The following is a 20,918-nucleotide window of genomic DNA, read 5'->3' as shown; positions in this document are numbered from 1 at the left end:
CCGCGCCGGTTCCGCCAGGCCGAACGCCCCGACGGGGCCTTCGGCCTTTCTTTTGGTTGCTGCCCCCGCCCCAGGCCCAACCGTTTAATGCATCACGTTATGCGGGTTTTGCATGTAACCGCCTCGTAACGGCGCGAGTGCTTTCTTAAAATCGGGGCATTGGCCGACACGCTGATCAAGTCCGGATCCACCGACCCGGGTTTCATCTCCCCCTGCTGCCCCGCCATCCGCAACGCAGCCCCACGCGCCGACCGCCCTTTTTTGCCGAAGGGATCCCCTGGACAGCCGCCCCGTCATCTGCATGACGCCCGCGGCTGTCGGTGTCTCTGAGGCATGCCGGTTTACAAACTTCTGGAGCGACTCCATGAACTCACCCGTGATGCAGGGCCTGGCCCTCAACACCCCCTCCTATGTAAAGAACGCCCGGCTCATCGCCTGGGTCGCCGACATGGCTGCCCTGTGCAAGCCCGACAGCATCTACTGGTGCGACGGCAGCGAGGAGGAGTACGCCCGCCTGTGCCAGCAGCTGGTGGACGCCGGCACGCTCAAGAAGCTCGACCCGGTCAAGCGGCCCAACAGCTTCCTGGCCTGCTCCGACCCCTCGGACGTTGCGCGCGTGGAGGACCGCACCTTCATCTGCTCGGAAAAGCAGGAAGACGCCGGCCCGACCAACAACTGGAAAGCCCCGGCGGAGATGCGCGCGACCCTGCAGCCGCTGTTTGACGGCTGCATGCGCGGCCGCACCATGTACGTGGTGCCCTTCAGCATGGGCCCCCTGGGCAGCCCGATCGCCCACATCGGCATCGAGCTCTCCGACAGCGCCTACGTGGCGGTCAACATGAAGCTCATGACCCGCATGGGCAAGGCCGTGTTCGACGTGCTCGGCGCCGACGGCGATTTCGTCCCCTGCGTGCACACGGTGGGCGCACCGCTGGCCGAAGGCGAGACCGACAAGACCGCCTGGCCTTGCAACCCGACCACCAAGTACATCGTCCACTACCCGGAGACGCGCGAGATCTGGAGCTATGGCTCGGGCTACGGCGGCAACGCGCTGCTGGGCAAAAAGTGCTTTGCGCTGCGCATCGCGTCCAACATGGGCCGCCAGCAGGGCTGGCTGGCCGAGCACATGCTGATCCTGGGCGTGACCAACCCCCAGGGCAAGAAGTACCACGTGGCCGCCGCCTTCCCCAGCGCCTGCGGCAAGACCAACTTCGCCATGCTGATCCCGCCCAAGGGCTTCGAGGGCTGGAGCGTGACGACCATCGGCGACGATATCGCCTGGATCAAGCCTGGCAAGGACGGCCGCCTGTACGCCATCAACCCCGAGGCCGGTTACTTCGGCGTCGCGCCCGGCACCAACACGGCGACCAACCCCAACTGCATGGCCAGCCTGGACCGGGACGTGATCTTCACCAACGTCGCCCTGACCGACGACGGCGACGTGTGGTGGGAAGGCATGCGCGAGGCCCCGGCCCACGCCATCGACTGGCAGGGCAAGGACTGGACGCCCCAGATTGCCAAGGAAACCGGTGCCAAGGCCGCCCACCCGAACGCGCGCTTCACCGTGGCCGCCACCAACAATCCCGCGCTTGACCCGGCCTGGGACGACCCCAAGGGCGTGGCGATCGACGCCTTTATCTTCGGCGGTCGCCGCTCCACCACCGTGCCCCTGGTGACCGAGGCCCGCAACTGGACCGAAGGCGTCTACATGGCCGCCACCATGGGCTCGGAAACCACCGCCGCCGCCTTTGGTGCGCAAGGCGTGGTCCGCCGCGATCCGTTCGCCATGCTGCCCTTCACGGGCTACAACATGAGCGACTACTTCCAGCACTGGCTCGATGTGGGCGGCAAGCTGGCCAGCCAGGGCGCGAAGCTGCCGGCGATCTACTGCGTGAACTGGTTCCGCAAGGACGAGGCCGGCAAGTTTGTGTGGCCCGGCTTTGGCGAGAACATGCGCGTGCTCAAGTGGATGATCGACCGCCTCGAAGGCCAGGCCGGCGCCGGCATCGAACACGCCTTCGGCGTGAGCCCTCGTTTTGAAGACATCCACTGGGAAGGCCTGGATTTCACAGCCGACCAGTTCCGCACCGTGACCCACATTGACCGCGCCGCCTGGGCCAAGGAACTCGAGTTGCACGCCGAGTTGTTCACCCAGCTGGCCTACCATTTGCCCCGGGAGCTCGAGGAGACCAAAGCGCAGATCGAGAAGCGCCTGGCGGCCTGAGACAGGCCGCACTCGATCACACCGGTGGCCCGCACGATCTGCGGCTCACCGGCGCGCCCAGGACCCACCGGCCAGGACAAAAAAAAAGCCACCGGACCCGGTGGCTTTTTTCATGGGCGCGTGGAACGCTCAGATGTAGTACATCAGGCGGTTGCGGGCGCGGGCGGTGCCCAGGCGTTCCCAGTAACCCATCTGGGGCTGCTCAACGCTCTGGGTCGCCTCCGGCAGGCCCAGCGGCGCCAGGGCGTCGGTGAAGGACGTCGCCTTCACCACCGGCGCTGCGGCTTCGCTCTCGTCCGCGGCGCGGGTGCGGGCGGCCATCAGCTCGTTCATCAGGCGATGGTCCATGCGGGCCATTTCCCACAGGCGGGTCTCGGCGCGCGCTTCGGCCAGGGCTTGCGACCAGCCGTCCAGCACGACCACCGCGCGGCGGGCCAGCGAACGGGCCGTGTCGGCGAACAGCGCCATACCGGCGAAGACCACCACCCACAGGAAGACCCAGGCCAGGAAGAGCTGGCCATCGGCCCAGGTGCTGATCAGGCGGTCGGCGACGACCACCATCGCGGCCACGACGGCGGCCAACAGCATGACGGACAGACCACGCGCACTGTCGCTGCGGCGCTGAATGCCGTCGACACCCTTTTGCGCGGGCGTGGATGCCGGGCGCAGGCCCAGCGGGGCGGAAGGAAGGGATGCGTATGTGCTCATGGCGAACTCCAGAAATAGAAAAATGTCTTTTGGACAGCCGAATATTAGGGTTTGCCCTAGTATTTATCCACTTTATCTTTGTGATGTCTTATATTCACTTAGGTGATAAATGCCCTGAATTTCCGCACCCTTGACCTGAACCTGCTGCGCGTGTTCGACGAGGTGATGACCGAGCGCAGCCTCACCCGCGCGGCCCAGAATCTGGCCATGACGCAGCCGGCGGTGAGCAACGCCTTGCGCCGGCTGCGCGAGGTGCTGGGCGACGAGCTGGTGCGCCGCTCGGGCTACGGCGTCGAGCCCACGCCCGTGGCGCTGGCCCTGTGGCCCACGGTGCGCGATGCCTTGCACATGCTGCGCGAGTCGCTCGCCCCGGGCGCCTTCGACCCGTCGAGCGCGCGCAACGCCTTCGTGCTCGCCATGGCCGACGCAACCGCCGCCAAACTCATCCCCGGGCTGATGGACCTGCTGGAGAGCGAGGCGCCCGGCGTGAACCTGCGCGTGCTGCCACTGACCACACGCGACCCGCGCGGCCTGCTGGAGTCGGGCACCGTGGATTTGGCGATCGGGCATTTTCCTGGCGTGCTGGCCGAATTGGGCGCCATGCACCTGCAGGAGAACGACCCGCACTTCCACCACCAGCGCCTGTACGACGGCGAGTACGTGGTGGTCATGCGGCGGGGGCACCCGCTGGCGGGCCGGCCGCTGAGCCTGGACAGCTATTGCGATGCGCGACACATGCTGGTGAGCTTTTCGGGACGCCCCTTCGGCTTCGTGGACGAGGCTCTCGCGGCTGTGTCGCGCCAGCGCCGTGTGGTGATCACCGTCAACCAGTTCTTCACCGCCGGCCGGGTGGTGGCCACCACCGACCTGCTCACGGTGCTGCCGCGCCATTTCGTCGGGGCCACCGGCATGGAGCAGGAGCTGGCCCTGTGCGACCTGCCACTGCAGGTGCCCGCCGTGCACGTCGACTCGCTGTGGCACCGCCAGGCCACCCAGAACGCCGCGCACCGCTGGTTGCGGGAAACGGTGGCGCGTGCCGCCAAGATCGGCTTTCGCCCTGCCCCGCCCACCAACGCCCCGCCGTCTCAACGCCCCCGCCTGCCCAAGGTCTGAGCACGCTGGACCACAATGCGCGCATGAAACTCCAGCTGCTCAGCGACCTGCACCTCGAAGCCAACCCCGAATTCATCCCCGCACCCGCACCTGGCGCCGATCTGCTCGTGCTGGCCGGCGATGTGGGTTCGTACCAACTGCGCCGGGACGGCAGCGCCATGAGCGAACCCGACTGGGGCCTGGGCCGCTTTGCCGACTGGCCGGTGCCGGTGCTGTTCGTGCCGGGCAACCACGAATACGACGCGCTCGACGTCGACGAGGCCCACGATCGCCTGCGCGCCGCCTGCGAACGCCTGGGGCTGATCTGGCTGGAACGCGAGACGCACCTGACGCAGGGGGTGCGATTCGTGGGGACCACCCTGTGGAGCGACTACGACGCGCTCGGCGAGCGCGAGAAAGCCTACCGCGCCGCCAACCACTACCTCGCCCGCATGGCGGGCCAGCGCGATGGCCGGCTTTTCGACGCCGAGGCCATGCGCGCCCTGGCCCTGGAGTGCCAGCACTGGCTGCGCGGTGCCCTGGCCGAGCCGTTCGACGGCCCCACTGTCGTGGTCACCCACTTTGCGCCCACCCTGCACAGCGCCGACCCACGCTACGGCCTGACCCCGGGCACGGCCGGCTTCTGCAACGGGCTGGACGCCTGGCTGGCGCAGGCCGACCTTTGGCTGCACGGTCACCTGCACTGCCCCACCGACGTGCAGGTCGGGCGTTGCCGCATCGTGGCCAACCCCTTGGGCTACGCGGTGAAGAACGAGCAGGACGGCTTTCTGCCACACCAGCTGATCGACGTGCCGCGGCAGCCAAGCCCCGCCGCTGTTTGAGGCAGCGCAAGGTCCACCTGCCGCGAGGACATACACTGCGCACTGATTCAACCTAGAAGGAGAGACCTATGAAGATTCTGCTGGCTGTCGATGGCAGCGCCTACACCAAGAAAATGCTTGCCTACCTGGCCACGCACGGCGAGATGTTCGGCTCGAGCAACAGCTTCTCGATGATCACGGTGCAGGCCCCGCTGCCACCGCGCGCGCGCGCAGCCGTGGGCGCTGCGGCCGCCAACGAGTACTACGAGGAAGAGTCCGCCAAGGTCACCGGCACGGTGGCCAAGTTCCTCAAGCGCCATGGCATCGATGCCAAGGCCATCCACAAGGTGGGCTCGCCCGGCGAACAGATCTCCAAGGCGGCCGAAGGCGGCAAGTTCGACCTGTTGATCATGGGTTCGCATGGCCACAGCGCGCTGGGCAACCTGGTGATGGGATCGGTCGCCACGCAGGTGCTGGCGCACTGCGGCGTGCCCGTGCTGCTGGTGCGCTGATTCCTCCCGAACGCTCGCACCAAGGGCCGCCGATGCGGCCCTTTTTCTTGGGCGCGCGGCCAGCGCCGTCAGCGTGCCTGCAAGCCGTCGAAACAGGTGCTCAGCACCATCTCGATGATCTGTTCGTTGTTGTACTGCTCGCTGCCTTTGAGGAAGCCGAGCACCGGGTCGCAGGCGCGGGCGTACAAGGTATAGAGCACGGCGATGGGCGGCAAGGCCGGGTTCAGGCTGCCGTCGGCCTGCGCCGCCGTGATCCAAGCCCCCAGGCGCTCGCTCACCTCCATGAGCCCGTCCACATAGGCCTTGTTGGTGGTCAGCGCGGCACGCAGGCTGGAGTTTTCGCTGGGCAGCGATGGCATTTCGCCGGCGAGCTGCACCTCCATGGTCCATCGGGCCACGGCCTTGAGCTGGTCGATCGGCCGCGCGCCAGCCGACTCGCCCTGGAGCTTGTCGAGGAATGCCAGGGCGCGCTCCATCACGCGCACCATCGCTGCGGCAGCGAGATCTTCCTTGCTCGAAAAATGCTTGTACAGGCTGGCTTTGGCAATGCCCACCTCGATCGCCACCTCGTCCAGCGTCATGGCCTCGAAGCCTTTTTCCGCCAACAGGCGGTTGACCACCGTGACGATCGCGTCCTCGCGCGCCAGGTGCATCTGCGCGCGAAAGCTGCGCTTGACGGAGGTTTCGGGGGACGATTTGAGCGTGGCGCTGACCATGGGCAACCTTATGACAGGGCTCGAATTCTGCCTCATATTGACGACTTCGTCGATAACCATACCGTTAAGTCAACTAGTGACTGATCAGTATCTTTTTCGACCGATGAGGATATTATTCGCCGCGGTCCGCGCCATTTCGCGCTGACCGAACCTGAATCAATGAAGGACTGCACCATGAAAAAGACCCTGATCGCTTCGCTGCTCGCCCTGGGTGCCTTGGGCACCGCCCATGCCGCAGACATCGTGGACACCGCGGTGGCCGCGGGCTCATTCAAAACGCTGGTGACGGCCGTGCAGGCCGCAGGCCTCGTCGACACCCTCAAGGGCCCAGGCCCGTTCACGGTGTTCGCGCCGACGGACGAAGCCTTCGCCAAGATCCCGAAGGCCACGCTGGACGCACTGCTCAAGGACAAGGCCGCACTGACCAAGGTGCTGACTTACCACGTCGTGCCAGGGAAGGTGATGGCCAAGGACGTGAAGCCGGGCATGGTCACCACCGTGCAAGGCAGCAAGCTGACCGTGTCCACCACGGGTGGCGTGAAAGTGGACGCCGCCAATGTCGTGAAGACCGATATTGCCGCCGACAACGGCGTGATCCATGTGATCGACACGGTGATCATGCCCAAGTAAGGCCTGCTCGACCCCATGCACAAGCCCCGCCTCGGCGGGGCTTTTTTACGCGGGACTCTGATTCGCCGGGCGCAGGTTCTTGGCCGCAGCAACGCGCAGCGCCGTGCTCAAGGCGTCAAGCACATCGGAATTGAGGTTCCAGCAATGCCAATGCAGCGCCACGCCCAGCCGATGGCGCGGCGCGAGATTCACCAGCTCGCCTGCGCTCAGCAGTTCGCGCACACGCAGCTCGGGCAACACGCTCACGCCCCACCCCGCCATCACCGCACGCACCTGGCCTTCGCTGGAAGGCACGAACAACTGCTTGAGCATCACCCGCGAAAGGCCGAAGGCCTTGGACACAAAGCCGTGCTGCAGGTTGTCCTTGCGGTTGAACGCCACGAAGGGCACCTTGTGAAAGTTGTGCGCGTTCAGGCCCTTGGGCAAGTGCTCGGCGGCATAAGCGGCCTGCGCCACCACCACATAGTCCATGGTGCCGAGCGCTTCCATCTTGCAACCCCGCAGCGCCTGCCCCAGCGAGGTCACGCAGCCCAACACCTGGCCTTCGCGCAGCCACTCGTGGGTGAACTCCTGATCGTCGGTGATGATCTCGATCGGCAAACCGCCCTGCGCGAGGGCATTGAGCGCGGGCAGGGCCCAGGTGGCGATGCTGTCCGCATTGATCGCCACCGAGATGCGCTCGTCGTCGCGACCATTTCCCGTGGAACTGGGCGCGAGCTCCTTGAGGTCCTTTTCCAGATCGGCACGCAGCAAGCGCATCATCTTGGCGTGCTTGAGCATGAGCTGCCCCGCTGCCGTGGGCTTGAGCGGGCGGCTGCGCACGATCAGCACCGTGCCGACTTGCGCCTCCAGCGCCCGCAAGCGCTGCGAGACCGCAGACTGGGTGATGGAAAGGCGCTGCGCGGCGCGCTCGAAACCACCCTCCTCGATGATGGCGGCCAGGCATTCAAGGGCGTCTGGATCAAAGGTGCTCATGGGTGACCTCGGGCAGCGAGCGGCGTGCATGGCTTGTGGCCTGCACATAAGTCATTCTGATGAAGCCAATTTTAGTTTAATTTCACTTCACCAAGCACCCGATATTTTCCATACTGCGGCGCATTCACCACCCCACTTTTGGAGCGGATCATGCAAGTCACGGTATTGGGCGCGGGCATCATCGGAGTCAGCACGGCGTGGCACCTGCTGCAGCGCGGCCACGAAGTCACCCTGGTCGACCGGCAGCCAGACGCCGCGCTGGAAACCAGCTTCGCCAACGCGGCGCAGATCTCGGTGAGCTATTGCGAACCCTGGGCCAACAAGGAGGCGCCGCTCAAGACCTTGAAGTGGATGTTCTCTGACGAATCGCCGCTGCTGTTTCGCCCACAGCTTGACTGGGCGCAGTGGCGTTGGGGCCTGCAGTTCCTGGCCCAGTGCAACGACAAGGCCTTTGTGCGCAACGTGGCGCAACTCGTGGCGCTCGGTGCCTACAGCCACGCTGCCCTCAAGGACGTGGTGGCCGAGACTGGCATCGAATACAACCGGCTGGAACGCGGCATCGCGCACTATTACACCGACCAGAAATCCTTCGATGGTGCGGCCGACGCTGCGGCGGTGATGCAACGCTTCGGCGTGCAGCGGCGCGTGGTCACGCGCGAAGAGCTGCTGGCCATCGAACCGGCGCTCCAGGCGTTTGGCGATCGCATCGTCGGAGGCACCTACACGCAGAGCGACGAATCGGGCGATGCGCGCGTGTTCACTCAGCAGCTTGCGGCCCTGTGCGGCCAACGCGGCGCGCGGCTGCTGTTCGGACACGACATCGAGCAGTTGGAAAGCGACGGACGCGAAGTGCGCCAGGTGCGCGTGCGAGACCGCGCCACCGGCCTGGCCAGTGTGCTCAAGGCCGACGCCTTCGTCGTGGCCTGCGGCTCGTACTCCACGCCGCTGCTCGCATCGGTCGGTGTGAACGTGCCGATCTACCCTGGCAAAGGCTACAGCGCCACGTTGCCCTTGTTGCGCCCCGAGCGCGCACCCTCGGTGAGCCTGCTCGACGACCAGATGAAATGTGCCGTCTCGCGGCTGGGCAACGAGCTTCGTGTCGCGGGCACCATTGAGCTCGGCGGTTTCGACCTCTCGCTGGACACGCCACTGGCACGCAAGCGCTGCGACATGCTGGTGCGCCGCATCGAACAGGTGTTCCCCGGCGTGGCAGACACCCGAACGGCCGACGAGGGCGGCGATCCCAGGTTCTGGTGCGGCCTGCGCCCCGCCACGCCCACCAACATCCCCTTGATCGGCCGCACCAGGCTGAGAAAGCTGTGGATCAATGCCGGTCACGGCACGCTGGGCTGGACGCATGGCGCGGGTTCGGGCAAGGCGATTGCCGAACTCATCCACGGTGAACAGCCGGCGATGAACTTCGGGTTCCAGGGGATGGGCTCCTACCCGAAAGCGGCAGCGCCGGCCGGCGTGCGGCGATTGCAGGCGACATCCAGGGGTTGAATCCGCCCTGCCTAGATGCAATTGATTCCCCGGCAATGACTACTGGTTCTCTTTAGTCTGCACCCCATCCCTCTCTGACTTGTTCCAACTCTCTCCCGGCAAACTGCCTGAAGGCAATTTGCCGTCGCGCAAAAAAGATCACAACACGCGTGCATGACCGCCCCGGATTGGCGCGATGTCACACGCGATTGCGCAGGGAGGGAGGGAATACCAACGCTTGATTTAGTTCAACTGCACTGCATCGCACGGCTGCTGATTGCCCGTGCCTCGACCTCGTCCATGCATCGGGGTTGAGCCCCCGTCTTCGGACGATCCACACGCTTCTCAACATCAGCCACTGTCCACACGACCGTGGCTCGCTTTCACACGCATTCATATGGTCCATCTTTCAAGATCCCAGCAACGCATCGCTCTTCTCTCTTCGATCCTGATTTCACTGCACGTCGCCGGCTGCGGTGGCGGCGGAGGCGATGTCGCCCCTCCAAGCGGCCCGATCAGCGCCGTTGAACCGGCCTGTCAGTCCTGCGCCGCCACCAGCGCCACCACGTACGCAGGCAGCGGAACGGGCATTTGGCAAGCCATCAACTCGGGCAGCGCCATCAAGGACATTCCCATTTCCATCTCGGGCCTGGCCGGGCAAGACGTGCAACTGATCTTGACCAACGAGAGCACGGCCACCGTGCCGCTGCCATCGGGCTCCATCCCCAACTTTTCCGGCACCGATCTGTTCGCCGTGTCTGCGTCGCAAACAGAAGATGCGACGAAGGCAAGCATCGCTGAGTTCAATCGCGCGGGATGGATCCAGGCCATACGCGACGCGCAGGGTCAAGCGCGTTCATTGGTTGGGGCCCCACAGACTTCCACGGTCCATGCCGTTGGCGACACGCAATCGTTCCGGCACACCGACAACACCGACCGCCCCACCACCTTGGCCAAGCAAGTGGTGGCTTCCGACGGCCGCCAAGTCAATTTCTGGGTGGAAACTTCGGAGTACGCCACGCCCAAGATCACCGATGCCATTCTGGATACCCTGGCAACCAAGCTGGCGCAGACCAACGGTGTGTACGACAGCCTGATCTCGGTAGGCGGGCCGCTCTGGGGCGCACACAGCTACAGCGAACTGATCAACAACGCCAGCCAACCGCTGGACGTCGTCCTGCTCAACTTTGACAACAACAGCCACGCCTACGGCGTCGTCGGCTACTTCTTCGCCCTTAACAACTTCCTCAAGAGCGTGATTCCGACCAGCAATGAGTCGCTCTCGATCTACCTGGACACCGAAACCCTTTACCGCGATGGCAACACGGGTCTGGAAAACGGCATCCTGACGCTGGCCCACGAGATGATGCACATGAGCAATTACTACCGGCGCAGCATCAAAATCAGTCCCTACCACGCGTTCGATACCTGGCTGGACGAAATGAGCGCCATGGCCATGGAGGACCTGGTGGCCCATTCGTTGACGGCCTTCAACCCCATCCGAGACCTTCGCCTGCCCCAGTACCTCGGCGCAAACGGTCTGGGCTACGCTTCCTTCCAGTGCCCGTTGACAACGTGGACGGCTTATTCCGGCACGTGCGAAAGCTACTCCGTATCAGGGTCGTTCGGTGGGTTCCTTGTGCGGCAACTGGGCGTGGGATTTTTCAAGAACCTGTTGACGCAGACCTCATCGAACTCACTCAATGCGCTCGATGCCGCGATCAAGGTAGCGGCACCCACGTCCTCCCTGGCGCAGCAATTCCGGCGTTTCACCGTGAGCGCGGCAGGCGTGTTGCCTCAGGCGGGGGCTCCGGTCGGTTACGGATTCCCCGCGCGATCAGAAGGTGGCTTCAGTGTTCCCGCGATCAACGCCTTTGCTTTCAAGAGCCAACGGGTTCTGCCTTTGTCTGCCCCCACACAGATTAAGCCGCTCGCGACCCTGCCCATCGTCCGCAAGAGTGTCAGCGGCACCTACGTCGATTCGGTGAGGGTTCCTCCTGGCGCCTCGCTCTCCGTGGTCATTCACTGACACCCCGGCACCACCACCGATGCAGAAGAGCGTCCATCCGATGCGCCGGTACCTGCTCTCCCTTGCGATCATGGTGGGGATGCAGCTGGCAGCCTGCCAAGGCGGCCAGGGGAGTGCCCGCTTGATCGAAGTCGAGGGCACGCTGGTCCTGAAGGGGAACGAGCCGTTCGCGCAGGCTGTGATCGTGATTTCCGAAACGGAGCAATGGCTGCTCCTGGGATTGCTCCGTTCCGAGATCGAAAGCCACCAGAACCAGATCGTGCGGGTCACAGGCGAAGTGGTTCACGACGCCCGGCCTTCGGCGGCGCGTTTGCCGTCGATGAGGGTTCAGGCGCTCTCCCCACGCCTCACGAAACCAGCGCCCGCATTTGCGAAATGAGGTCGGACTTGCCCTCGAAGCCGATTCCTGGCAACGCGGGCAAGTTCACCGTGCGGGATGCAGCGGCTGGGTGACCAGCCGCATTGCTTGAGCATCTCCAGCGTGCGCAGGTGAGCTCGGCCCGCAATTCGTGGTCCAGCGGATCGCCCGCTTCCTCGTGCCAGAACAGCGGGTTCTGGGACCTGGCTTTGCCCTAGTCGATGGCGGTCTTCAGGTCGAAGCGGAGGCTTGCGAAGACCTGATGCTGCAGCGCAGTGTGCAGTTCCTGCTTTGCTACGGGCATCCCGAGGTGCATGGCCGGCTCGGAGCCGAGTCGGCCGAAGTGCTGTGGTCGCTGGTGAGCGGCGAAGCTGCCGCCTGATCCGTCAGCTGGTCTTGCGGGCGGTCTTCACGGGGAGCACCAGCGGCGCGGCTTCCTCAGGTCGCAGCCGTTCGCCCATCCAGCGCTGCATGTCCATCCACATCTGGCGCATTTCCGCGTCCAGCGGTGTGCGCAGCGCGCTGGGCAATTCGACCGTGACCACGGGCATGCCTTGTTGCACGCCGCCGTAGTTGCCCAAGCTGCCAGGGAAGATGCCGACCTGGTCGAGATAGAGCCGACCGAGCTTGGGCGGCGGCACGCCAGGGCCGTCGAAGTCGAGCACGCCGTAGGGCGCGTGGATGCTCACGATGAGGTGCGGCTGGAAGCGCGCCATCTCGTCGTGCAGGAAGCGCGACTCGGGCTCGGACAGCGGGCTCGATCCCGGCCAGCGGCGCGGGTCCTTGCGGGTGCGCTGCTCCCAGTAGACCTTGGCTTCGCGCTGCCAGTCGGGGGTGGGGAAGTTGCGGTTGAGGTCGACGCCATTGGCGTTGGTGCGCCGCGCGGGGCGGGCCAGAAGGCCATCGGGGTTGAGCGCAGGGATGAAGCGCCAGTGCGCGTTGGCCGGCATCTGCACCGCGTGCTGGATCCAGTGCAGGGCCACGGCGGCGGATGAGAGTTCGTCGCCGTGCATGGCGCCGACCACCAGCACACGCAGTTTCGCGTCGGGTGCGGTCACGTCTCGGACGTAGATCGTGCGGCCCTGCACCGAGCGGCCTCGGGTGGGTTTGAGTTCGGCCGCGTCGCACAACGCGCGCTGGAGGTTGGGCAGGCGCGCGACCAGGGCCTCGCAGGGACCGGCCGGCGCCGCCTGGGCGGGGCTGGCCAGCAAACCCAGCAGCGCCAGGCACAGCGGCAGAACGGAGTGGAGCTGGCGGGCTTCGGACATCCCGGCATTCTAGGAGGCCGGCCCTGCAATTCGTTCCCTGTCTATTCGTCGCGCTCGCCGGCCTCGTACAGCGTCTCGCGCCCCATGCGGTCGAGGATGAGTTCGGCGGTCCAGGGCAGCATGAGCGCGCCGCAGCGGCTGTCGCGGTAGAGGCGCTCCAGTGGCAGGTGTTTCATCATGCTCTGGCCGCCACAGGTGCGGATGGCCAGGCGCGCGATGTCGTTGGCGCCTTCCATCACGCTGTAATGGGCGGCGTACAGGCGCAGCTTCTCGTCTTTGCTGGGGTTGGGCCTGGCCTCGGTGATGGCGCGCAGGAAGAGGCTCTTCATGCTTTCAAGCTGGATGCGCATCTGCGCCACCGCGATCTGTTTGGTGGGGTACTGGCGGCGCTTGACCGGTGGCTCGCCCTCGACCTCGCCACGCAGGTATTTCACCGTGAAGTCGTAGGCCGCGGTGGCAATGCCCAGGTAGGTGGGCGAGAGCGTGAAGAACATGGCGGGCCAGGTCTGCGCGCCTTTGAAGTAGATGCCGCGCGGCATGAGTTGCTCGGCGTCGCTCACGAACACGTCCTTGAAGGCCAGGTTGCGGCTGACGGTGCCGCGCATGCCCAGCGGGTCCCATTCGCCACTGATGGAGAAACCCGCGCTGGTGGCGGGCACGCTGATGTAGAGCGTGTCTCGCGCATCGGGGTGTTCGTCGCCCTTGTCCTCGGTGCAGAGGATGCCGTAGTAGTCGGCCGCGCCCGAGAGGCTGGCGAAGATTTTGCGACCATTGATGAGCCAGCCGCCTTCGACCTTCTTTGCGGTGGTGCCAAAGGGCGCGCGGCCCGCAGCGGCGGCGCTGCCCTCGCTGAAGGGTTGGGCGTAGATGGCGCCCTCGTCCACGATGCGCCGGAAGTGCAGCTCGCGCCGTGCCAGGTGTTCGGCGCGCTGCGCCTCGGTCATGGCGATGCCGTCGGCCAGCACCCCGGTCCACATGGTGCTGCAGATGTGCATGTTCCAGGTGAGCGCGGTGGCGCCGCAGAAACGGCCGATTTCGGCGGCGACCATCATGTAGGTGGCGTAGTCGGCGCCCAGGCCGCCATGAGCGGTGGGCACGCAAAGCCGCAGGAAGCCGGCCTCGCGCAGGTCGTCGTAGTTGGCAAACGGGAAACTGGCCTCGCGGTCCCACTGGGGCGCGCGTGCGGCGAAGCGGTCGCGGCCCATCGCATGGGCGCGCTGCAGCAGTTCGCGCTGCAGCGGGGTAAAGGGCAGGTCGCCCACGGCCGGGGTGAAGCTCAGCGAGGGCAAGGCGTCCATGCGTGTGTCCCTTGAGTGGAAGAAAGAAGAAGCATCAGTCGATGCGGCCGCCGAGCGCGGCCAGCACACCGCGCCACAGTGCATCGGTCTCGGCCCGGGCGTTGTCATCACCGCCGCCGCCGGGGTGCTCCCAGGCCGAGGTGATCACCATCACGAGGCCGCTGGCCGGTTGCACGAACAGGTGCTGTCCGTGCACGCCGCGCATGAGAAAGGTGCGCTCCTTGAAGGGCAGCAACCAGAACTGGTAGCCGTAGCCGTAGTACGGGATGGTTCGGCCGGGCCGCAGCGCATGGCTCTGGCGGTACTCGTCGGTGGCGTCCATCAGGTAGTCGCGGGGCACCACCTGGTGCTCGCCCACGCGGCCGTTGTCGGCCAACAGCGCGCCCAGGCGGCCCCAGTCCCGCAACGAGGCATTGAAGAAGGCAAACGCGCCTTCCTGCCCATCGCCGCCGGTGCGCCAGAACGCCTCATGCTCGGCGCCCATGGGCTGCCACAGCCACGCCTGGGTCAGCGCGGCCAGGCTCTGGCCGGTGGCGCCGCGCAGCACATAGCCCAGCACCTCGGTCTCACCGCTGGCGTAGGCGAAGTGCTCGCCCGGCGGCGCGTTGCGCTGCGTGATGGTCTGCAGCACTTCCATCGCCCCGCGCGGCGATTGCAGAAAGGCCACGGCCAGGCGCGTCACGTCGTCGTTGCCGTCGTAGCGCTCGCTGAACTGCAGGCCCGAGGTCATGGTGAGCAAGTGCCTCAGCTGCGTGGCGCCATAAGGCGTGCCGACCAGCGCGGGGACGTACTTCTCTGCGGGGTCGTCCAGCGAAGCGATGAAGCCCTTGGACTGCGCGATGCCCACCAGCAACGAGGTGACGCTCTTGGCCATGGAGAAGGACAGGAAGCGCGCGCCGGGCTCGCGCCCGTAGCGGTAGCGCTCGGCCACGATCTGCCCGTTCTTGAGGATGAGCAGGCCGGTGGCGCGCTGGTGCTCCAGGTAGTCGTCCAGCGAGTAGCTGTGTTCGCGGTGGCGGTAGTGCACGGTGGGCGGTGCGGCCATGGCGGGCAGCGCTCGCGCGTGCGAGGCCGGCGCCACCCGGGCCACGTGCACGCCTGGCACGCGGTCCAGCGCCGACCAAGAGCCCACGCGGTACGGGTTGTTGCCCCAGGTGGCCGCATTGCCCACCGGATAACCCTGCGCCTTGCCCAGCAGCGCCTCATCGGGCTCGGCGCGCACCGCCAGCGCGGCCAGCAGCAGCGCGGTGGCCGAGATCAGGTGGATGCTTCGCCTCATGGACCGCCTGGTGGACGCCACTCAGTGCAGCGCTCGCGTCTGCGCCAGGAAATCGAGCAGCAGCGCATCGAAGTCATCGGGCGCCTCCAGGTTCATGAGGTGACCGATGCCCTTGAGCTCCGCGTAGCGCGCATCGGGAATGGCCTGGGCCATCTGCTTCATCACGGCGGGCGCGGCCACGCGGTCGAACTCGCCACCGATCAGCAGCGTGGGCACGCCGATGGCGCCGAGCGCGGCCTGGCGGTCGAAGGTGACCAGGCAGTCCAGCGCGCGGCGGTAGGTGGCGGCGGGCACGCCGGCCATGCAGTGTTCGGCCAGGCGCAGACCTTCGGGCAGGGAGCCGGGGCCGACCATCTGCGGCACCAGCCGCTGCGCCACCTCGGCCATGCTCTGGCCCGCGTCCAGCGGCGCGGTGCGCTGGGCGATGAACTGCTGGGCCCAGGCATCGGCGCTGCGGCCGTCGGTGCGCTTGCCGAACGCGGCCGAGGTGCCGCAGAGCACCAGCCGGCCCACCCGGTCGGGCCGGCGCGCCACCACCTCCTGCGCCACCATGCCGCCCATGCTGTGGCCCAGCAACACCACATGTTCGCATTGCAGCGCGTCGATCAGGTCGATGCAGCTCTGCGCCAGGCCCTTGAAGGTGTAGGGCTCGATCGGCGCACTGTGGCCATAGCCGGGCATGTCCCACGCGACCGCGCGGTAACCGGCGGCCGCCAGGGTTTCTACCTGAGGCGCGAACGCCACGTGGCCGCCACCGATGCCGTGCAGCATCAGCACCGTGGGGCCGCTGCCCAGGGTCGTGAACCGCGGGATCATGGGTTCACCACCCGGCCCGCATCGACCACCACGCGGCCATCGAGTGCCACCGTGCAGCCGCGCAGCGGGAAATCGAAATGCCCGCGCGTGTGGCGACCGGCCACCTCGTTGGCGCCCGTGCTGTAGAGAAAGTTGCCCGCGAAGGCCCGCAGCTCGGTTCCGTTGAAGTCGCGCTTGTCGTAGAGCGCCATGCTGTCCCAGCGCGCCGCGTCGTTCAGCCCGTAGCCCACGTGGCTCACGGCGTAGGCCTCTTCTTCGCCCCACGCGGCGTAGTGGCTGCGCAGCAGTTCGGCGTCCACGCCCTGGCCGTCGATGCGCGTCACGTGGTCGTCCTCAATGGTGAGCACGATCGCGCGTTCGATATAGCGCTTGAAAGTGAGGTTGACGTCGCCCTCGGCCAGCACCAGCGTGCCGTTGACACTGCCTGCCGCCGGAAAGGCCAGCACCATGCCGCCGGGCCAGTGGGTGAGCGTGCCGGCGCGCGTGGTGCTGCCCCAGTTGCCGCCCACCACCGCGCCCTGCAGCGAAATGGCCAGGTCGGTGCCAGCGGCGGAGCTCACGCGCAAAGCCTTGGCGCCGCGCACCCGTTTCACATGGTCCTTCACGCGTGCTTCGGTTGCGTCATCGGGCAGCAGCCGCACCAGGGCCTCGGGGTGCTCGTTGCTCACATAGACGACGCGCGGCTGGGTGAGCCCATTGCCTTTCAGGATGGCGGGCAACTCGCTCGCATGCATCAGGCCCTCGACCGTGCAGTCCACCACCAGCGTGCAGCCCGAGAGCGCGGCGATCACCGGCGCGAGCTGCTGCAGGGCCGGGCTGGCCCCCGTGGAGCGGGACACCGGCTCGCCGGTGCTGAACACCGAGGGCAGCGTGAGCGTGAAGCTTCGAGCCCCCAGGCGGGCCGCCGCAAGCCGCGCCAACTCCATCAGCACGGGCCGGCTCTGGGTTTCGCCGAGAATGGCCACCGTATCGCCGGTTTGCACCGCGCAGCGGCGCAGCACGGTGTCGAAGGCATCGATCCAGGCGGGTTCGATCCGCTCCTGCAGCATGGGCTTTCCTTGTCTTGGGCCGGACCGCGTCAGGGTCTTGCAGCCGGCGTTGCCATTATTCATGAATTTTCATATAAGTTCCAACCATGTCCCCAGCCCGTTCCGCCGGCCACCAGGCCCGGCCCCCTGACTTTTCGGCGCACGAGTTCCGCGCCTCGCTGGGCATGTTCGCCACCGGGGTGACCATCGTGACCGCGCGCACCGACAGCGGTGACCTCGTGGGACTGACGGCGAACTCCTTCAACTCGGTCTCGCTGTCGCCGCCGCTGGTGCTCTGGAGCCTGGCGCGCCTGGCGGGATCCATGGCCGCGTTCTCCAACGGCCGGCACTACGCCATCAACGTGCTCGCGGCCGACCAGCAGGCGCTGGCCGAGCGCTTTGCCGCGCGCGACACCGACCGCTGGGCTGGCGTGGGCTTCACCAGCGGTGCCAGTGGCGCACCGCTGCTCGACGGCGTGGCCGCGAGCTTCGAGTGTTTCAACCGAAGCCAGTACGCCGAGGGCGACCACGTGATCTTTGTCGGCGAGGTGGAACGTTGCCGCCACCGCCCCGAAGCCTCGCCCTTGCTCTTCCACGGCGGGCGCTTCTACACCGAACACCCCTTGTGAACACCCGCTTCGCGAAACAGCGCGTTCCACGCCCCAAGGTGGAACAGCCCCCTCGGGGGGCAGCGACCCGCGCAGCGGCGGAGCGTGGGGGCGCACACTTCACGGACGACTACCTGGGCTACCTGCTCGGCCAGGCCAACCATGCGCTCTTCAAGGACTTCGACGCCGTGGTGCGCGAGGCCGGCCTGAGCAGCATCGAATGGCGCGTGCTGGCCACCCTCACCGGGCAACCGCCCATGCCGGTGGGCCAGCTGGCGTTCGAGGTGTTGAGCCAGCAACCCACCGTAACCAAGCTCGTGCAGCGGCTGGCCGCCCAGGGCTGGGTGGCGCTGTGCGACGACCCGACCGACCAGCGTCGCACGCTGGTGAGCATCACCCCCATCGGGCAGAAGAAGGTAACGCCCCTCATCGCACAGGCCCGCGAGCACGAGGCTTCGGTGCTGGGCACGCTGAGCGCGGCCGAGGTGCGCCGGCTCAAGGACCAGCTGCGCCAGCTCGCGCAAGCCGGCTGACCCCCCCGAAGCCCACGCGACAGCCCGGACATCGGCGCGCGCCGACAATCGCGGGCATGACCCCCATGGCCGACCGCAAAACCCACCTCGACTCCCTCGCCATCACCCTGCTCGTGGTGTGCTGCGCCTTCTGGGGTTTCCAGCAGATCCTGATCAAGGACACCGTGGCCGAGGTGCCGCCGCTGTGGCAGGCCTCGCTGCGTTTCTGGGGCGCGGCCGTGCTCATCTGGGCGTGGTGCCAGGTGCGCGGTGTGCCGCTGTTCGCGCGCGACGGCACGCTCAAGGCAGGCCTGCTGGCGGGTTCCCTGTTCGCCGGCGAGTTCGCCTTCATCTATCTCGGGCTGCTGCACACCAGCGCCTCGCGTCTCACGGTGTTCCTCTACACCAGTCCCTTCGTGGTGGCGCTGCTGCTGCCGCGCGTGGTGCCGGGCGAGCGGCTGCGGCGCGTCCAGTGGGTGGGTCTGGTGATCGCCTTCGCCGCCGTGGCGCTGGCTTTCAGCGAAGGCTTCATGCACGGCTCGCCAGTGGCCGGAGCGTGGAAGGGCGATGCGATGGCGCTGGCCGCCGGCACACTCTGGGGCCTGACCACGCTCACCCTTCGCGCGAGCAAGCTCTCGGGCGCGAGCGCGGAGAAAACCCTGTTCTATCAGGTGGCGGTGACGGCGGTGGTCGCGCCGTTCATCTCGCTCGCGCTTGGCGAAGCGTGGTCGCTCGACTACTCGGCGCGGGCCTGGGGTTCGCTGGCGATCCAGACCGTGGTCGGCGCCTTCGCCAGCTACCTCACCTGGATGTGGCTGCTGCGGCTCTATCCGGCCACGCAGATGTCGACCTTCACCTTTCTCACGCCGGTGTTCGCCCTGGTGTTTGGCGTGGTGCTGCTCAGCGAGCCATTGACGGTGCAACTCGTGGTCGCCCTGGTCGGCGTGGCACTGGGCATCGTGCTGGTGAGCCGGCGCGGCTGACGCGGCCATCCCCTGGACCTGCCTGGTTGCGTGTGGCGGCCCAGGCGCGCGACCCCGCCCCGCCACGACGAGCGGGTGAAGCGGAAGAAGGCCAGGGCGGCACATGTCAGCAACCCGTCAGTTCGGGCGACAACGATCTGATGCACGCATCGGTCCCCGGCATCCGCGCCCGGGCATCACGTGCGACGAGGAGACACCCATGCTGTCCAAAGCTGTCGTGCTGCTGTCGTTGGTCGCGCTGATCTTCCCCATGGTGTTCTTCACCTTCGCATCGCCGCCGCTGCTCATCCTGAAGCACGACACGCCCCAGGACGCGCGTTTCGTCCGCGGCCTGTTCAACTATTACTACACGGTGGTGGTGATCGCCGCCAGCGCGGGGGCCGTGGGCCAGGTGGCGGTGGGCCGCATCGCGGCAGGTCTGGCCATGGGCGGTGTGGCGGCTTTCGTCTTCGCGGTGCGCCGCTGGTTCGTGCCGCGCATGGACGCGCTGCAGGCCAGGATCGCGGGTGCAGACGCCTCCGCCATTCCGCTGTTCCGGCGCCTGCACATGGCGGGCATCGTGCTCAACCTGGTGCAGGTGGCGGTGGTCGCCTGGGGCATGGCCAAGCTCGCCGCCCTGTAGCACGCGCTCAACCTGGCCGGGCAGCGAAATGTTGCTGCAGGGCCTGCAGCGCATGACGCACTTTGGCGGGCTGCTCGCCGCGCCGGGGCGTGACGGCGAACACCGCCGCAGGCTCCAGCCGCCAGTCCGGCAGCACGGGCGCGAGCCGGCCCTCGGCCATGGGCTGGCGCACGTCGTCCGCCATGCCCACATAGAGCCCCCAGCCAGCCACCGCCATGGCCTGCAAAGCCGTCACCTGCGACGCCAGCAGGCGCGGCTCGGCGCGCACATCCTCCCGCGCACCCTGCGGCCCCAGAAAGCTCAGGACGTCCACCGCGCCACTGCGCGGCGGCAGCCCCAGCCAGTCGTGGCCCACCAGCTCGCCAGGGTGGCGTGGCCAGCCGCGCTCGGCGAGGTAGCGCGGCGCGGCACAAAGCTGGCGCTGCAGTTCGCCCAGCCGGCGCGCCACGAGCGAGGAGTCCGTGAAGCGGCCCACGCGCAGCGCGAGGTCGACCCGCTCGCCAATGAGGTCGATGGGGGTGTCGTCCAGCAACAGGTGCAGCCGCAAGCGGGGGTGGCGGCGCAGCGGTTCGAGCGCGCTGGCCAGCAGTTCACCGAAACCGATGGGCGCGGCCAGGCGCAGCTCGCCTTCGGGTTCGTCGCGCAGGCGCTCCAGCGCCTGGTCCGCGCTGCGGGCCTGGGCGACCATGGCGGCGCACGCAGGGTAGTAGCGCTCACCGGCCTCGGTGAGCGTGAGGCGGCGCGTGGTGCGGTGCAGGAGCACCAGGCCCAGGGCCTCCTCAAGCAGGCGCAACTGCTGGCTCACGGCCGAGGGCGTGCTGCCCACCCGCCGCGCGGCGGCGCTGAGCGAGCCGCTGTCCACGATCTCGGCGAACAGGGCCATGCGCTTGAGTTTGTCGGTCCAGGCGGTGGCTTCGCTGCCCATTGTTTAGATTTTCTACAAGGAAAAAGTGCATT

At 66.9% G+C, this 20,918-nt stretch carries 21 protein-coding genes and 1 pseudogene; 12 read left to right on the top strand and 10 right to left on the bottom strand.

From position 1 onward, the window contains the following. The first annotated feature begins 364 nt into the window (after positions 1–364). Positions 365–2,224 (top strand): phosphoenolpyruvate carboxykinase (GTP), encoded by a 1,860-nt coding sequence (locus tag KIT86_RS10480; RefSeq protein WP_297398017.1) that lies wholly within the window; start codon positions 365–367, stop codon positions 2,222–2,224. Between the two features lie 129 nt (positions 2,225–2,353). On the opposite strand, the gene KIT86_RS10475 is transcribed toward KIT86_RS10480, so the two are convergent. Continuing rightward, positions 2,354–2,932: a hypothetical protein gene (locus tag KIT86_RS10475; protein WP_297398015.1), complete on the bottom strand. Its 579-nt coding sequence runs from the start codon at positions 2,930–2,932 to the stop codon at positions 2,354–2,356. 105 nt (positions 2,933–3,037) lie between these two features. Between KIT86_RS10475 and KIT86_RS10470 the strand changes: the two genes are divergently transcribed. The 3 genes from KIT86_RS10470 to KIT86_RS10460 all read left to right on the top strand — a co-directional run bounded on the left by KIT86_RS10470 (position 3,038) and on the right by KIT86_RS10460 (position 5,357). After that, the gene (locus KIT86_RS10470; protein WP_297398082.1) at positions 3,038–4,045 is read left to right on the top strand and encodes a LysR family transcriptional regulator; all 1,008 of its coding nucleotides are present in this window, start codon (positions 3,038–3,040) and stop codon (positions 4,043–4,045) included. A gap of 23 nt (positions 4,046–4,068) precedes the next feature. Continuing rightward, positions 4,069–4,866, top strand: coding sequence for a metallophosphoesterase (locus KIT86_RS10465; RefSeq protein ID WP_297398013.1), 798 nt, complete (start codon positions 4,069–4,071; stop codon positions 4,864–4,866). A 68-nt stretch (positions 4,867–4,934) separates the two neighbouring features. Further along, positions 4,935–5,357: a universal stress protein gene (locus tag KIT86_RS10460; protein WP_297398011.1), complete on the top strand. Its 423-nt coding sequence runs from the start codon at positions 4,935–4,937 to the stop codon at positions 5,355–5,357. Between the two features lie 68 nt (positions 5,358–5,425). On the opposite strand, the gene KIT86_RS10455 is transcribed toward KIT86_RS10460, so the two are convergent. Further along, entirely contained in the window at positions 5,426–6,073 is a 648-nt protein-coding gene (locus KIT86_RS10455) for a TetR/AcrR family transcriptional regulator (RefSeq protein ID WP_297398009.1), read from the bottom strand. A 174-nt stretch (positions 6,074–6,247) separates the two neighbouring features. Here KIT86_RS10455 and KIT86_RS10450 point away from each other — a divergent pair, with 174 nt between their 5' ends. After that, positions 6,248–6,703 carry a fasciclin domain-containing protein gene (locus tag KIT86_RS10450; protein ID WP_297398007.1) on the top strand — a complete coding sequence of 152 codons (456 nt, stop codon included), beginning with the start codon at positions 6,248–6,250 and terminating at the stop codon, positions 6,701–6,703. A 45-nt stretch (positions 6,704–6,748) separates the two neighbouring features. On the opposite strand, the gene KIT86_RS10445 is transcribed toward KIT86_RS10450, so the two are convergent. Beyond that, entirely contained in the window at positions 6,749–7,678 is a 930-nt protein-coding gene (locus tag KIT86_RS10445) for a LysR family transcriptional regulator ArgP (protein ID WP_297398005.1), read from the bottom strand. 150 nt (positions 7,679–7,828) lie between these two features. Here KIT86_RS10445 and KIT86_RS10440 point away from each other — a divergent pair, with 150 nt between their 5' ends. The 3 genes from KIT86_RS10440 to KIT86_RS10430 all read left to right on the top strand — a co-directional run bounded on the left by KIT86_RS10440 (position 7,829) and on the right by KIT86_RS10430 (position 11,568). Next, the gene (locus tag KIT86_RS10440) at positions 7,829–9,181 is read left to right on the top strand and encodes a D-amino acid dehydrogenase (protein WP_297398003.1); all 1,353 of its coding nucleotides are present in this window, start codon (positions 7,829–7,831) and stop codon (positions 9,179–9,181) included. Positions 9,182–9,557: 376 nt separating this feature from the next. Further along, positions 9,558–11,189 (top strand): hemagglutinin, encoded by a 1,632-nt coding sequence (locus KIT86_RS10435; RefSeq protein WP_297398001.1) that lies wholly within the window; start codon positions 9,558–9,560, stop codon positions 11,187–11,189. Between the two features lie 19 nt (positions 11,190–11,208). After that, positions 11,209–11,568 (top strand): hypothetical protein, encoded by a 360-nt coding sequence (locus KIT86_RS10430; RefSeq protein WP_297397998.1) that lies wholly within the window; start codon positions 11,209–11,211, stop codon positions 11,566–11,568. On the opposite strand, the pseudogene KIT86_RS10425 reads toward KIT86_RS10430, so the two are convergent. The 6 genes and pseudogenes from KIT86_RS10425 to KIT86_RS10400 all read right to left on the bottom strand — a co-directional run. After that, positions 11,537–11,806, bottom strand: a pseudogene (locus tag KIT86_RS10425) (hypothetical protein); the annotation flags it as partial. The gene KIT86_RS10430 and the pseudogene KIT86_RS10425 overlap by 32 nt on opposite strands. Before the next feature lie 127 nt (positions 11,807–11,933). Then, positions 11,934–12,815, bottom strand: coding sequence for a M14 family murein peptide amidase A (locus KIT86_RS10420; protein WP_297397996.1), 882 nt, complete (start codon positions 12,813–12,815; stop codon positions 11,934–11,936). 41 nt (positions 12,816–12,856) lie between these two features. Then, a complete protein-coding gene (locus KIT86_RS10415; RefSeq protein WP_297398080.1) occupies positions 12,857–14,104 on the bottom strand; it encodes an acyl-CoA dehydrogenase family protein in 1,248 nt (415 codons plus the stop codon). A gap of 43 nt (positions 14,105–14,147) precedes the next feature. Beyond that, the gene (locus tag KIT86_RS10410; protein ID WP_297397994.1) at positions 14,148–15,392 is read right to left on the bottom strand and encodes a serine hydrolase; all 1,245 of its coding nucleotides are present in this window, start codon (positions 15,390–15,392) and stop codon (positions 14,148–14,150) included. 21 nt (positions 15,393–15,413) lie between these two features. Further along, complete coding sequence (locus KIT86_RS10405; protein WP_297397992.1) at positions 15,414–16,208, bottom strand: alpha/beta hydrolase; 795 nt, start codon at positions 16,206–16,208, stop codon at positions 15,414–15,416. Next, complete coding sequence (locus KIT86_RS10400; RefSeq protein WP_297397990.1) at positions 16,205–17,257, bottom strand: peptidase M29; 1,053 nt, start codon at positions 17,255–17,257, stop codon at positions 16,205–16,207. Before KIT86_RS10400 ends, KIT86_RS10405 begins: the two co-directional genes overlap by 4 nt. 86 nt (positions 17,258–17,343) lie before the next feature. On the opposite strand from KIT86_RS10400, the gene KIT86_RS10395 reads away from it, so the two are divergent. The 4 genes from KIT86_RS10395 (at position 17,344) to KIT86_RS10380 (ending at position 19,961) form a co-directional block, all read left to right on the top strand. Next, entirely contained in the window at positions 17,344–17,865 is a 522-nt protein-coding gene (locus tag KIT86_RS10395; protein WP_297397988.1) for a flavin reductase family protein, read from the top strand. Positions 17,866–17,903: 38 nt separating this feature from the next. After that, positions 17,904–18,377 (top strand): MarR family winged helix-turn-helix transcriptional regulator, encoded by a 474-nt coding sequence (locus tag KIT86_RS10390; RefSeq protein WP_297397986.1) that lies wholly within the window; start codon positions 17,904–17,906, stop codon positions 18,375–18,377. A gap of 65 nt (positions 18,378–18,442) precedes the next feature. Then, positions 18,443–19,339 carry a DMT family transporter gene (locus tag KIT86_RS10385; protein ID WP_297398078.1) on the top strand — a complete coding sequence of 299 codons (897 nt, stop codon included), beginning with the start codon at positions 18,443–18,445 and terminating at the stop codon, positions 19,337–19,339. A 199-nt stretch (positions 19,340–19,538) separates the two neighbouring features. Beyond that, a complete protein-coding gene (locus KIT86_RS10380; protein ID WP_297397984.1) occupies positions 19,539–19,961 on the top strand; it encodes a hypothetical protein in 423 nt (140 codons plus the stop codon). Positions 19,962–19,968: 7 nt separating this feature from the next. On the opposite strand, the gene KIT86_RS10375 is transcribed toward KIT86_RS10380, so the two are convergent. Further along, positions 19,969–20,886, bottom strand: a complete 918-nt coding sequence (locus tag KIT86_RS10375; RefSeq protein WP_297397982.1) for a LysR family transcriptional regulator — start codon at positions 20,884–20,886, stop codon at positions 19,969–19,971. Positions 20,887–20,918: the final 32 nt, after the last annotated feature.

It is taken from the genome of Hydrogenophaga sp., assembly GCF_026125825.1.
GTDB lineage: Bacteria > Pseudomonadota > Gammaproteobacteria > Burkholderiales > Burkholderiaceae_C > Hydrogenophaga.
This window is presented reverse-complemented; position numbering and strand designations above follow the sequence as displayed.